The 13,280-nt window shown below is 34.0% G+C and carries 12 protein-coding genes; 10 read left to right on the forward strand and 2 right to left on the reverse strand.

Translation table 11 applies throughout. The features are described 5' to 3' along the window. Positions 1 to 299 precede the first annotated feature (299 nt). The 6 genes from B6K90_RS12970 (at position 300) to B6K90_RS12995 (ending at position 5,287) form a co-directional block, all read left to right on the forward strand. Positions 300 to 1,118, forward strand: coding sequence for a transporter substrate-binding domain-containing protein (locus tag B6K90_RS12970; RefSeq protein ID WP_088013195.1), 819 nt, complete (start codon positions 300 to 302; stop codon positions 1,116 to 1,118). Positions 1,119 to 1,216: 98 nt separating this feature from the next. After that, positions 1,217 to 1,879: an amino acid ABC transporter permease gene (locus B6K90_RS12975; RefSeq protein ID WP_088013196.1), complete on the forward strand. Its 663-nt coding sequence runs from the start codon at positions 1,217 to 1,219 to the stop codon at positions 1,877 to 1,879. Beyond that, entirely contained in the window at positions 1,866 to 2,588 is a 723-nt protein-coding gene (locus B6K90_RS12980; protein WP_088013197.1) for an amino acid ABC transporter ATP-binding protein, read from the forward strand. Before B6K90_RS12975 ends, B6K90_RS12980 begins: the two co-directional genes overlap by 14 nt. Before the next feature lie 10 nt (positions 2,589 to 2,598). Continuing rightward, positions 2,599 to 3,444: a PfkB family carbohydrate kinase gene (locus B6K90_RS12985; RefSeq protein ID WP_088013198.1), complete on the forward strand. Its 846-nt coding sequence runs from the start codon at positions 2,599 to 2,601 to the stop codon at positions 3,442 to 3,444. Beyond that, positions 3,444 to 4,283: a sugar phosphate isomerase/epimerase family protein gene (locus B6K90_RS12990; protein ID WP_088013199.1), complete on the forward strand. Its 840-nt coding sequence runs from the start codon at positions 3,444 to 3,446 to the stop codon at positions 4,281 to 4,283. The genes B6K90_RS12985 and B6K90_RS12990 overlap by 1 nt, the downstream gene beginning before the upstream one ends. Positions 4,284 to 4,318: 35 nt before the next feature. After that, entirely contained in the window at positions 4,319 to 5,287 is a 969-nt protein-coding gene (locus tag B6K90_RS12995; protein WP_088013200.1) for an SIS domain-containing protein, read from the forward strand. 634 nt (positions 5,288 to 5,921) lie between these two features. Here B6K90_RS12995 and B6K90_RS13000 read toward each other — a convergent pair. After that, positions 5,922 to 6,650, reverse strand: coding sequence for a UTRA domain-containing protein (locus tag B6K90_RS13000; RefSeq protein ID WP_088013201.1), 729 nt, complete (start codon positions 6,648 to 6,650; stop codon positions 5,922 to 5,924). A gap of 190 nt (positions 6,651 to 6,840) precedes the next feature. On the opposite strand from B6K90_RS13000, the gene B6K90_RS13005 reads away from it, so the two are divergent. Then, complete coding sequence (locus B6K90_RS13005) at positions 6,841 to 7,809, forward strand: SIS domain-containing protein (RefSeq protein ID WP_088013202.1); 969 nt, start codon at positions 6,841 to 6,843, stop codon at positions 7,807 to 7,809. A 69-nt stretch (positions 7,810 to 7,878) separates the two neighbouring features. Here B6K90_RS13005 and B6K90_RS13010 read toward each other — a convergent pair whose 3' ends face one another. Beyond that, positions 7,879 to 9,312, reverse strand: coding sequence for an APC family permease (locus B6K90_RS13010; RefSeq protein WP_088013203.1), 1,434 nt, complete (start codon positions 9,310 to 9,312; stop codon positions 7,879 to 7,881). Between the two features lie 527 nt (positions 9,313 to 9,839). On the opposite strand from B6K90_RS13010, the gene B6K90_RS13015 reads away from it, so the two are divergent. The 3 genes from B6K90_RS13015 (at position 9,840) to B6K90_RS13025 (ending at position 13,163) form a co-directional block, all read left to right on the forward strand. Further along, positions 9,840 to 11,177 carry an APC family permease gene (locus B6K90_RS13015; protein WP_407920518.1) on the forward strand — a complete coding sequence of 446 codons (1,338 nt, stop codon included), beginning with the start codon at positions 9,840 to 9,842 and terminating at the stop codon, positions 11,175 to 11,177. Positions 11,178 to 11,560: 383 nt separating this feature from the next. Continuing rightward, positions 11,561 to 12,859, forward strand: coding sequence for a Glu/Leu/Phe/Val family dehydrogenase (locus tag B6K90_RS13020; protein WP_088013204.1), 1,299 nt, complete (start codon positions 11,561 to 11,563; stop codon positions 12,857 to 12,859). A gap of 19 nt (positions 12,860 to 12,878) precedes the next feature. Further along, positions 12,879 to 13,163 (forward strand): SAV0927 family protein, encoded by a 285-nt coding sequence (locus B6K90_RS13025; RefSeq protein WP_088013205.1) that lies wholly within the window; start codon positions 12,879 to 12,881, stop codon positions 13,161 to 13,163. The last annotated feature ends 117 nt before the right edge of the window (positions 13,164 to 13,280 follow it).

The following is a 13,280-nucleotide window of genomic DNA, read 5'->3' on the forward strand; positions in this document are numbered from 1 at the left end:
ATTTCCTCAACATAAAACAACCACTTTATCAATATTAATAGCATGTTTCGTAGTGAAACTAAAACGTATTAGAAAAAGAAATAAAACAAATCACTGTTGTTATGATTAACAGTTTTTTCTTATATAAGCTCTTAATAAAAATAATAAACTTTTAATTGAAAATTTTCAGAAATATTATTGACTTTATGGGACTTATTCACTAATATAATGTTATATAACGTTATTATATGTTTTGGATGGTATTAGTATTTTATGTTCGTAAAAAAAATTTAACTAAACTACTAAGGGGGAATAAAGAGATGAAAAAAGCACTATTTAAAAAGGTAAGTGGGATTGCATTATCTGGTTTACTTGCAATCTCATTAACAGGTTGTGGAACAGCTGAAAAAACAGCATCAAAATCAGGATTAGAAGGAATAAAAGAAAAAGGAAAAATTGTTGTTGGTATGATGGCAGCTACACCTCCATACGAATTCCATACTGTTGATGGCGGAAAAGATAAAATTATTGGTTCTGATATTAAATTACTAGATCAAGTATCTAAAGATTTAGGTGTTAAATATGAAATTAAAGATATGGACTTTGATGGTTTATTAGTTGCTCTACAGAGTGGGAAAATTGACATGATCATATCGGCAATGAGTCCAACAGAAGAAAGAGAAAAAAATGCTGACTTCTCAAATGTGTATTATAAGGATCGACATGTAATGATTGTTCGTAAAAGCGAATTGGACAAGTATACAACTAATGATAGTTTAAAAAATGCGAAAATTGCTGCAATTAAGTCGTCTGTACAAGAACAAATAGTAGAAAAGCAATTTCCTAAAGCTGATTTAAAACTATTAGGAAAATCAACTGAATTAGCGATGGACTTAGCTGCTAAAAAGGTTGATGCAGTTTTAGTGGACCGTCCAACTGCTACTCTACTTGTAAAAAGTAATCCTAGCTTAGCGAAAACAGAACTTCTTTTTGATGACGATACAGCAGGTGCAGCGATCGCAATGCCTAATGGCTCAGATAAAGAAGTAATGGATGCAGTTAATAAAACGATTGAAAGAACAAAGCCAGAATATGAAAAATGGTTAACTGATGCAATGACGAAAGTAAAACAAAATTAAACTAGCTTATAAATACGAGGCAAATGAAAGCGTTTTTCTGAATTTTTAATTAAAACCGTTTATCACATATAAAACAATACTCAAAAGGGGGGAGTCGTTTGAATTTTTCATTCCTTGGAACCTATTATCAATTTTTTATAACAGGAATCTATATAACAATCATTCTTGCGTTGATAGCGGTTGTTTTAGGGAGTATCCTTGGCGTTGCATTAACCTTATTAAGACGTTCTAAATATAAAGTCATTAAAGTAATTGGTGATATTTATGTAGAATTCATCAGGGGTACACCTCTTCTAGCTCAAATTTACATTATTTATATTGGTGTACCTGCACTTTTTAGCGGAATGGATATACCAGACTTAGCAGTAGGTGCGATCGCTTTATCGCTTAATGCTGCAGCCTATATTTCAGAAACGATACGCTCTGGTATTGAAGCAGTTAGCAAAGGTCAAATGGAAGCAGCAAGAAGTTTAGGGATGAGTCAAAGAACCGCAATGTTTGATATTATTATGCCTCAAGCATTTAAAAATATATTACCTGCTCTAGGTAATCAATTCATTGGAAGTATTAAGGATTCTTCAATCGTATCGGTTATTGGAGTAGCTGAGCTAATGTATGAAACGACTATTGTTAGAGGAAACACGGCATTAGGTTTAGAACCAATTCTTGTAGCTTCTCTTGGCTACCTAGTATTGACATTTACTTTGTCGAGGTTGCTAGGGACTGTTGAAAGGAGGTTGAAGACTAGTGATCGTCGTTAATGATTTACATAAGAGCTTTGGAAAAAGTGAAGTTTTAAAAGGAATAGATATAACAATTAATAAGGGAGAAGTAGTTGTTGTAATAGGTCCTTCTGGTTCTGGTAAAAGTACGTTCCTAAGATGTCTCAACCTATTGGAAACACCAACAAGTGGAAACATTTTAGTAAATGATCAAGATATTACAGCTAAGAAGGTCAATATAGACAAAGTGAGAGAAAAAATGGGAATGGTATTCCAGCAGTTTAACCTTTTTCCACATAAAAATGTTTCTCAAAATATCTGCCATGCTCCAATTAAAGTTAAGGGGTTAAAAGCGCCAGAAGCAAAGAGTTTAGCAATAGAGTTATTAAAAAAGGTAGGTCTAGAGGAGAAGATAGAAGCATATCCATCATCCTTGTCTGGCGGCCAACAGCAGCGGATCGCCATCGCAAGAGCACTGGCAATGAAGCCAGAGGTTATGTTGTTTGATGAACCGACATCTGCCTTGGATCCAGAAATGGTTGGAGAGGTTTTGGCAGTAATGAAAGGCCTAGCAAAAGAAGGAATGACCATGGTAGTTGTTACGCATGAAATGGGTTTTGCTAAAGAAGTGGGTGACCGTATTCTGTTCATTGATCAGGGGAAAATTTTAGAAGAAAATAACCCGAAGGAATTTTTCGAAAATCCAAAGCACCCAAGAACAATTGATTTCTTATCAAAGGTATTATAAGTGAGGTTAAATGATGAAAGTAATAGGCTTAGGTGACAATGTTGTAGACAAATATGAACATATTCGGACGATGTATCCTGGTGGAAATGCATTAAATTTCGCAGTATACGCGAAAAGGCTTGGTGTAGATTCAGCATTTCTAGGCGCTTTTGGAACTGACAAAGAAGCTGAACATGTGCAGGAAAGCATTAATCAAATAGGATTGGATACCAGTCATAGCAGAATTTATGAAGGTGAAAATGGTTGTGCAAGAGTTGACTTGAAAGACGGAGATCGAGTGTTTATAGGTAGTAATCGCTGCGGAGTGTTAAGAGAACAAGGATTAAATTTAACGGTTGAAGATTTAAACTATATTAAAGAATTTGATTTAGTACACTCAGGCTTATATGGATTTGCAGAAGAGGAGTTACCAAAAATTAAAGAATTAGGTGTTCCTATTGGCTTCGATTTTTCATCTGATTTTACGGAAAATAAAATAAACGAAATCGCTCCATTAGTAGATTACGCCTACTTTTCATCTAGTCATTTAACATTAGATGAAATGCTGAATCTTATGTTAAAAGTATCAAGTTTGGGATGTAAATTGGTGCTGTGTACGATGGGAGAAAAAGGAGCTTTATTATTTAATGGAACTAAATTTTATATACAGGAACCAAAGCTTGTAAAAGCGACTGACACAATGGGAGCAGGTGATTCCTTTATTACTAGTTTCATGGTGAACTACTTAAACAAACTGAATGATGGCGTTTTAGATGAAAATCAGATCATTATTGAAAGCCTTGAAAAAGCAGCTGACTTCTCTTCAAAGCAATGCCTAGTTGATGGTTCATTTGGATATGGGAAGGTTTATGAATAATGGGATCAACACCATTAATAAGTAGAGAACAAATAGCCGGGATGAATATCCATTATATGCGCTACTCATTGGATTATTTTTTGGATGCTCAAGTGAAAGCGGGAATTAAAAGCCTGGAATTTTGGACAGGTGTTCCACATTATTATTTAGATCCAATGACTTACTCTGATTGCAAAGAACTAAAACAAAAAATTAACTCAAGGGGTTTGGAAGTAAAGGTCTTTACACCAGAAAACTGTATGTATCAATATCAGTTTGCAGCTTCCAAACCAGAAATTTTTGAAAAAAGCTTTCAATATTTTTCAAACGGAATTAAAGCAACGGCTGAATTAAGCTGTTCAATCATGCAGTGCAATTCGGGATGGGGCTACTATGATGAAGATCGTGAAGAAGCTTGGAAACGATCAAGAGAGATGCGCTCAAGGTTAGCTGATGTAGCACAACGTGAAGGAATTACATTAGCGTTGGAAAGCTTGCGTCCAGAAGAATCTAATCTTGTCATTACTGTAAATGATGCTAAAAGAATGTTTGATGAAATTAACCATCCTAATTTGAAGATTCTCATCGATACGACGGCAATGGGAGTAGCAGGTGAAACATTGCAGGACTGGTTTGATATTTTTGGAAGCGAAATTGTCCATATGCATTTTGTTGATGGAAATCCTTATGGACATCTTATATGGGGTGATGGTACTCACAACTTGAAGGAATTTTTGATGACGCTTAAAAAGAACTGTTATACAGGTTGTTTAGCGCAAGAAATTACGGATGCTAGGTATTTTAAAGACCCTGCTAGTCACGATATTAGAAATATGAAGGCTTTTGAACAATTTATGTAAATCTATAAAAATTAACATTATTGGAGGAGAAACAAGTGGAATTAAAGTACATAATTAACCAAATCCAAGAAAAACAACCAAATATAAAGAGTGTATTTTTTGTAGGCTGCGGTGCTTCAAAGGCGGACTTATACCCAGCAAAGTATTTCTTAGAAGGAAACGCGAAGCAAGTTCGCACAAGCCTATTTACAGCAAATGAGTTTAACTACGCTACTCCAGTTTCCGTTGATGAAACGAGTATCGTCATCACATGCTCATTAGGAGGCACTACTCCGGAAACTGTCACAGCCACTTCAAAAGCAAAAGAGCTAGGAGCACATGTAATTGCGGTTACACATGTTGAAGATGCTGCTATCACGAAAGATGCTGATTATGTTGTTTACCATGGTTGGGAAGCAAACTATGCAGCTAAATTAGAAAAAATGACGAAGGTTCTTGGCCTTGCTGTTGAAATTCTTAACCAATTTGAAGGATATGAGTATTACGATAAAATGTTAGATGGCTTCTCAAAAATCTATGCTCTAATTGAATCATCGGTAGAGACTGTCCTACCACAAGCAAAAGCATTCGCTGATGCATACAAAGATGAGCCTTATATTTATGTAATGTCTAGCGGAGCAACTTATGAAGTAGCTTACTCTTTTTCAATCTGCTTACTAATGGAAATGCAATGGATCAACTCAGGAAGCTTCCACGATGGCGAATTCTTCCACGGACCTTTCGAAATCGTAGACAAAGATGTACCATTCCTATTATTAATGAATGACGGCCACACTAGAGCAATGGATTCAAGAGCACTAGAATTCCTAAATCGCTTCGGTGCAAAAACGACTGTTGTTGATGCAAAAGACTTCGGATTAGGCTCCCTAATTGCAAAAGAAGTAGTTGACTACTTTAACCCAATGCTAATTACTGGTGTAATCAGAACATATGCAGAACAATTATCAATTGCTCGTAATCACCCACTGACAAAAAGAAGATATATGTGGAAATTAGAATACTAAACTATCATTCTATAATAAAGCCAAACAGGTATCGTTTAAAGCGATGCCTGTTTGGCATGGTGATATGAATTGTTAAAAGCGGAAATAAAAAGCTAAAACTGCAAATAGAATTGGAAAGGTGCAAATAAAACTCCATAAAGAGTGAAGTCTTCCAACTATTGAAAAAGAAGTTGATGAACCCTTTATGAGTAAGTAAATTACGTAATTTTGGTTTTATACTTACTCATGATCCTTTATGAGTAAGTTAGTTTCATAATTTTGTTTTTAAACTTACTCATGCCCCCTTTATGAGTAAGTTAGTTTCGTAATTTTGCTTTTAAACTTACTCATGCCCGCTTTATGAGTAAGTAAATTACGTAATTTTGGTATTGAACTTACTCATGCCCCCTTATGAGTAAGTTAGTTTCATAATTTTGCGTTTAAACTTACTCATGACCCCTTTATGAGTAAGTTATTTTCGTAATTTTGCTTTAATACTTACTCATGACCCCTTTATGAGTAAGCTTCAAGCTTTTTTACTTACCCATGACCCTTTCTTGAGTAAGTAACCATATCTGCACCAAAATTGACTATGTCATATTACAACACAATAAAAACTTCTCCGTCATAAACAGAGAAGTCTTTTTATTACCATTTACGTTGTAATTGTCAAAGCAATTAATTCAGTGCGTGTTTTAAAGTTAGAGGTATGGATCGGGATTTTATTTTCATCATAAACGGTTTTATCAATATTAAATAATGTTTCACCAAGTTCACAATCTAAATATTCTGCTTCGAGCTTTCCAGCCGGCACTACAGTGATAACTTTGTGGGTAGTACAAGCATTCATGTCTACATTATATATTTTTTTTAGTACTTCATAAGTTGAACTATTTTGAAGGAAGTGAGTTGTTAAATTAGGGAAACGTTCCAACGAATAGTGAGTTTCATCAAGTGTAAAAGGGTAGTCATCAATAAACATTAATCGAACGAGCCTTAGTATAGGAGTATTAATTGCAATATGTAGCGATTCTGCAATTTTAGGAGTAGCTTTTAATTCTTCACAAACAATAATTTGTTTGGAAGGATTTTTACCTAATTGTTTGTTAAAGTCTGTAAAACCATCAACCGAAACTAATTCTCTTGCAATTTTAGATCGCATGACAAATGTTCCTTTTCCTTGTTTACGCTCTAGTAAGCCTTCATCGGTTAAGTCCTGGATGGCTCTTCTAACTGTTATTCGGCTGACACCATAGATTTCACATAGCTCTGTTTCGTTCGGTAGTCTCTCACCTTGTTTATATACTTCTTGCAAAATGGAGTCCTTAATTATTTGTTTTAATTGATCATATAAAGGCGTTGAAATTGAATTATTTAGTTTCATTTGTTATATGGTCCTTTCGAGCGATAAGTCATTATATAATATTATATAATGAAAGTGTTTTCATGTATATAACAATTTCGCCGTATTAATTTAAGATTATTAATTTTCAGAATAGTTATTGACTTTATGTGATCTAACCGTTACTATAACGTTATATAATGTTATATAATATATATGCGGAGGGATAAAAATGGAATTGAATTATGTCATTTCTCAAATTAAAGAAAAGCAGCCAGAAATTAAAAGTGTATTTTTTGTAGGATGTGGTGCCTCAAAGGCAGAATTATATCCAGCAAAATATTTCTTAGAGGCTAATGCAAAACAACTTCGTGTCAGTCTTTATACTGCAAATGAATTTAATTATGCAACTCCAGTATCTGTAGATGAAACAAGTATCGTTATTACTTGTTCACTAGGTGGATCAACTCCAGAAACGGTTGCTGCAACTACAAAAGCAAAAGAATTAGGGGCACATGTAATTGCCGTTACATATGAAAAAGAATCAGCAATCACAAAAGATGCGGATTATGTAGTCTACCATGGCTGGGCAGCTAATTATGCAGCGAAAATGGAAAAAATGACAAAGGTTTTAGGTTTAGCAGTTGAAATCTTGGATCAATTTGAAGGCTACGAAAATTATTCGAAAATGCAAGTAGGATTTAACAATATATACGATTTAATCCAACAATCTGTTACTACAGCTCTTCCACAAGCACAGGCTTTTGCGGAAGCTTATAAAGACGATCAAGTGATTTATGTAATGTCTAGCGGCGCAACGCATGAAGTAGCGTACTCCTTCTCAATCTGTCTACTAATGGAAATGCAATGGATTAACTCAGGAACATTCCACGATGGTGAGTTCTTCCATGGACCGTTCGAAATTGTAGACAAAGATGTACCATTCTTATTATTAATGAATGATGGTAGAACAAGAGACATGGATTCTCGTGCTCTTGAATTCTTAAATCGATTCGAAGCTAAAACGACTGTGGTAGATGCAAAAGATTTTGGTTTAGGTTCTGTCATTCCAACAGAAGTAGTAGATTACTTTAATCCAATTTTAATTTCTGGTGTATTACGAGTGTATGCAGAGCAACTAGCTAAAGTTAGAAATCATCCTTTAACAAAAAGAAGATATATGTGGAAGTTAGAATACTAATCTACCATTTTTAATTAATAAAAAGCCGATCTCCACTATTAGGAGCATCGGCTTTATTTATTACTTAATTTACAAATCTAAATCTTTCTCTAAATTAATACCAATTTTACCTTCTTGTATTCTAGATCTAAATAGAGCCCAGTAAATAACAATTCCAGCAAGAAATAAATATAGGATAACCTTTGTAGTTGGTAGGAAATCTTTTGGCAGTGTTAAAATACCAACTTCAAATACTAACCAAATAATCGCAAGAATCGTAACAGGAAGTCGCCATTTTCCTAACTTAAAACCATCTGCATCCGGTAATGTCTTAATTTTTGTAGCGTATGCGATGACAGTTATTAAGTAAATGATAGCCGGGAGTGCCGCAGACGTACCTATTAATAAAGATAATTTTCCAAAATAAAATACAGCAATAATGCCTAGCACAGAAACTAAAATAATCGCATTGTACGGTACATTATGTTTCTTATCTACTTTTTTAAATACATTTGAAGCGAAAAACACATTGTCTCTTGAAAGGGCGTAAATAAGTCGTGAAGCAGAAGCCATTATTATTAATCCGCAAGCAAATATCGACACAATAACTAATGCAAGGAAGAAATCAGCAACTGCAGTGCCCAAACGTGATTGTAAAATATCAGAAATAGGAGAAGCAGAAGCCATGATTCCATTAATATCTTTAATTCCCGAAGTAACAATAATTAAGAAAACAAAACCAATTACACCTGCAAGTAACATTGAGTAAACAATAGCTTTAGGTACGGTTTTTTTAGCATCAACTGTTTCTTCTGCTAGATTTGCTGCTGCTTCAAAGCCTACTAAAGTATAAGAGCCCATTACGACTGCTAGTACAAATGCTGTAAAATAGCTTCCATTTGAACCAACCTTGTGAGCAGTATAAGTTAATAATGAAAAATCTGCTCCTTTGAAAAATAATACAAAGCTTAAAATAATAATAATCCCAATAAATCCGATTACTTCTGTATAGACAGCTGAATTGTTAATGATCGTAGCAATCCTTACACCGTAAATATTTAATAATGCTTGTATAACGATTGTAATTAATACGACGGTTGTAAGAACTGTAGTTGTACTCTTAATACCAAATAAATCAAGAAAAATCGGTGCTACACCATAATCAACGGTAGGTACAACGATAATTAAGTAACATAACGCTGCCCAACCTGTAAACCAACCAAATCCTCGATTCGTTAAACGGCTAACCCATTGGTATACATAGCCACTTAAAGGAATTTTGCTCGATAAATCTGCAAATATTAAAGCTACAAGTAAATGTCCCACCATTACAAATGGCCATGTCCAAATTCCAGCAGGCCCGGCTGCTCCTAAAGCAAGGCTATAAGAGCTAAAAATACCAGTTGTAATTGAGATAAACGAGAACGCAACTGCAAATGAACTGAAAAATTTTAATGATCGCTGTAATTCCTGTTTGTAGTTAAACGATTGTAAAGCATCTGAATCAATACCTTGTTTACTCATAAATCATCTCCTCCAAATTCAAAATTTATTAACAGAATTTTCTTATAATTAAACTCATAGTTAGTCGGACTTGATTAACTAAAAGTATTATTATCGATCAATTACAAAATGTACATATTTTGCTCGAACCTAACATTGGGCAGAGTGATATTTTACAGTTAACAATGCAACTTCCGTGCCAGTCTAATAGATGGTACTAATTTCAGAGATTCATAAAAAAAGAGAATTAGATCCTATGAGGTCTTGAATAATGTATGCAGGAATGAATAACAACTAGGCTGATCATAAAAGTAGATTATAGGGAAAGGAATTTCGCTTTTTCTATCAATACTTAATAATTTCAAAGCAATAGTAGGTGTTCTTTATAACGTTTACAAAAAATTAATATTTTGGCATAAAACTTGCAGTTCTAAAATAAGACTTATTTAAATATTCAAAAAAAGGAGGTTTCTGTCGGAAAAGTAAGAATTATAAGGAAGAGTATTTATGGTGTAAGCGCTTAATTTGAGACGAAGGGGATATGATAGGTGGAAAATAAAACACAGTTAAAAAGATCCTTAAAGTTATGGCAAGTAGTTATGATGGGGTTAGCCTATATGACCCCAATGGTTGTTTTCGACACATTTGGAATTGTATCTGATATTACTGATGGTCACGTACCGAGTGCATATATTATAGCTTTAATTGGAATGTTATTTACAGCTGTTAGCTATGGTAAATTAGTAAGAGTATTTCCTGAAGCTGGGTCTGCATATACTTACACCCAGAAAGCGATTAGTGGTCACTTAGGTTTTCTAGTAGGATGGTCATCATTACTAGATTACTTGTTCCTACCAATGGTAAATGCTTTATTAACTAAAATTTACTTAAACGCACTTTTTCCAAATGTTCCAACTTGGATTTGGGTAGTTGGATTTGTAGGGCTAGTTACTTTCTTAAACTTAAGAAGTATAAATATGCTGGCGAATTTCAATACTTTCTTTGTATTAATTCAGCTTGCAATTATGGTTGTCTTTATCATTCTAGTAATCCAAGGCTTACATCATGGAGAAGGATACGGTGAATTCAGTATTAAACCAATTTTTAATGCAGGAATGCATTTTGGTTCATTAGTAACCGGTGCAACAATTCTTTGCTTCTCATTTTTAGGTTTTGATGCTGTTTCTACTTTATCAGAAGAAGCAATTAACCCTGCAAAAACAATTCCTAAAGCAATTCTATACACAGCTCTTTGGGGAGGAGTAATTTTCACAGTTACAGCATTTTTCATTCAATTATACTATCCAGATATATCTAGATTTAAGCATCCAGATGCTGCATCACCAGAGATTGCATTATATGTAGGAGGTAAATTATTTCAGTCAATATTCTTATGCATTACCTTTATTAATACACTTGCTTCTGCATTGGCGTCACATGCAAGTGTCTCACGTTTGTTATATGTAATGGGACGCGATAAAGTTTTCCCAGATAAATGGTTCGGATTTGTTCATCCAAAATGGAAAACACCAGCATTTAACGTAATTTTCGTTGGTGCGATTTCATTATCAGCAATCTTTTTCAACTTGGTAACTGCCACTTCATTAATTAACTTTGGAGCATTAATGGCATTTACTTTTGTTAATTTATCAGTCATTAATCATTTTTACATTCGAGGAAAGCACAGATCTGTCAAAGGCTTCTTTTCTTATCTGATTTTGCCTTTAATCGGAGCCGCATCTGTAGCAATCCTATGGTTCAACATAGAAAAAAGCTCGTTAATAATGGGAACAATTTGGTTCGTTATTGGTTTATTATATTTAATTTATCTTACTAAGGCATTCCAAATCGGACCTCCTAAATACGAAGAAGAAGCTGCAGTGTAGTAAACGCACAATGAAGAAAAGCCACAAGGTAATTAATTTCCTTGTGGCTTATTTGTGTTTGGGACCACTCCTTAATACTTTGTTCGCATTTCCCTTTTCCTAGTTCATGCTTATTGAGTAATTCAATTATGAATAATGATTAATGCAAAATTGAATAATTCATGCATTTAATCATATAACCACTAAATGATCGAGTTTGGTTTTTGACGAAAAAAATGACTTATAAGGATCATTTTAAAAAATATAAAAAGTAATTAAAGTCTAATGATTGCCTTTCTAATAAGCTTTCGTCTGTTTTATCACTTCACAAAATTATGAAATGAATTCAAGTTGGCACAGGAATTGCTATTAACTTTTTAAAAATAACTAATGAGGTGTGTAAAATGAGCTCAAATTTAACTGAAGTAGAACAAAATGAAAAGAGTAGTGAGCAAGTAGAGATAGATGATTCCCTTCAGGAGTTTAGAGAAACGTTAAATGAAGCAATCGGCATCATGAACTATCCGAACCAAGTATTTGATTTCCTTAAAACACCAATGCGATTTTTAGAATTTAGTATTCCCGTTCAAATGGATAATGGTGAGACGAAAGTATTTCAAGGATATCGAGCTCAGCATAATGATGCACTAGGACCTACAAAAGGAGGAATCAGATTTCATCCAGATGTAACGCCAGAAGAAGTAAAAGCATTAGCAGGCTGGATGAGTTTAAAGTGTAGTATTACTGATTTACCTTATGGAGGAGCAAAAGGTGGGGTTGTTTGTGACCCAAGACTTTTAAGTATGAATGAGCTAGAAAAATTAAGTAGAGGTTATGTAAGAGCTGTAAGCCAAATTGTAGGACCTACTAAAGATATTCCAGCACCTGATATGTATACAAACGCACAAGTAATGGCTTGGATGCTAGATGAGTATGACCATATTAGAGAATTTGATTCGCCAAGCTTTATTACTGGTAAACCGCTAACTTTAGGAGGATCAGTAGGCCGTGAGACGGCAACATCAAAAGGAGTATTTTATGCTCTCGAGTTAATTAGTGAATTACAGAAAATCGAGATTAAAAATATGAAGGTCATTATTCAAGGTTTTGGAAATGTTGGTAGTTACTTAGCACAATACTTACATGAAGCTGGAGCAAAGGTTGTTGGAGTTTCAGATGTACTCGGAGCAGTTTATGATCCAAAAGGTTTAGACATTCCATATCTATTAGACAATAGAGATTCATTTGGAGTTGTATCTAGCCTGTTTAAAAATGCGATTTCTAATCAAGAGTTATTAGAAAAAGATTGTGATGTTTTAATACCGGCAGCAATAAGTGGAGTGATTAATAACCGTAATGCAGATAAATTAAAATGCAAGATTGTTGTAGAAGCAGCGAATGGACCGACTACTAAAGAAGCTCTAGAAATTCTTGATCAAAAAGAGATTTTAGTCGTTCCCGATATTTTAGCTAACTCAGGTGGAGTAGTTGTTTCATATTTTGAATGGTGTCAAAATATGCAAGGTTATTATTGGACTGAGAGTACTGTAGATGAGAGATTAAAAGAAAAAATGACAGATAGCTTTTTAAAAGTTTATAAAACATCACAAAAATATAATGTAAACATGAAAATAGCAGCTTATATCGAAGGCATTCGTAAAATCGCTGAAGCTTGCCGCTTGAGAGGCTGGGTAAAATACTAAAACAAAAGGAGAGATTAGAATGATTGATATTATTTCTGAATCAACTGAAAGACAGCTTGTACACCATTATTGTTTATTAACGCAGAATAATAGATATGATTTATCAATAGCCTTTTCAAGTCACTTTTATGGAAAGTCAATGGTTACATCAATACAATCTAGTAAAATGGCGTTATTATGTTTAGAAGACATTAACTCTGAACATTATTGGGCTCCTAAATTAGGTATTGCTGAGGAGGATATTTCAGAAATCCAAAATTTCTTTAGCATGGTTTTACCATCAAAACACATTTGTGAGTTATAATATGAGAATTTTTTTAAAAGAAAACTAGCCGATTCGCAAGCTTTAAGGTGAAGACAGAGGCGTAGTTGCACTTATACTTAATTCCTAAAATTTGCAACTGCGTCGAGTCACCTTCAT

Origin of the sequence: Gottfriedia acidiceleris, assembly GCF_002128425.1 — a bacterium.
In the GTDB taxonomy this organism is placed as follows: Bacteria; Bacillota; Bacilli; order Bacillales; family Bacillaceae_G; genus Gottfriedia; species Gottfriedia acidiceleris.

Excerpts from the sequence above, each read along its gene's own strand:
- B6K90_RS12985 (WP_088013198.1), top strand. The coding sequence starts at position 2,599 with ATGATGAAAGTAATAGGCTTAGGTGACAATGTTGTAGACAAATATGAA.
- B6K90_RS12970 (WP_088013195.1), top strand. The coding sequence starts at position 300 with ATGAAAAAAGCACTATTTAAAAAGGTAAGTGGGATTGCATTATCTGGT.
- B6K90_RS13000 (WP_088013201.1), bottom strand. The coding sequence starts at position 6,650 with ATGAAACTAAATAATTCAATTTCAACGCCTTTATATGATCAATTAAAA.
- B6K90_RS13010 (WP_088013203.1), bottom strand. The coding sequence starts at position 9,312 with ATGAGTAAACAAGGTATTGATTCAGATGCTTTACAATCGTTTAACTAC.
- B6K90_RS13020 (WP_088013204.1), top strand. The coding sequence starts at position 11,561 with ATGAGCTCAAATTTAACTGAAGTAGAACAAAATGAAAAGAGTAGTGAG.
- B6K90_RS12990 (WP_088013199.1), top strand. The coding sequence starts at position 3,444 with ATGGGATCAACACCATTAATAAGTAGAGAACAAATAGCCGGGATGAAT.
- B6K90_RS13005 (WP_088013202.1), top strand. The coding sequence starts at position 6,841 with ATGGAATTGAATTATGTCATTTCTCAAATTAAAGAAAAGCAGCCAGAA.
- B6K90_RS13025 (WP_088013205.1), top strand. The coding sequence starts at position 12,879 with ATGATTGATATTATTTCTGAATCAACTGAAAGACAGCTTGTACACCAT.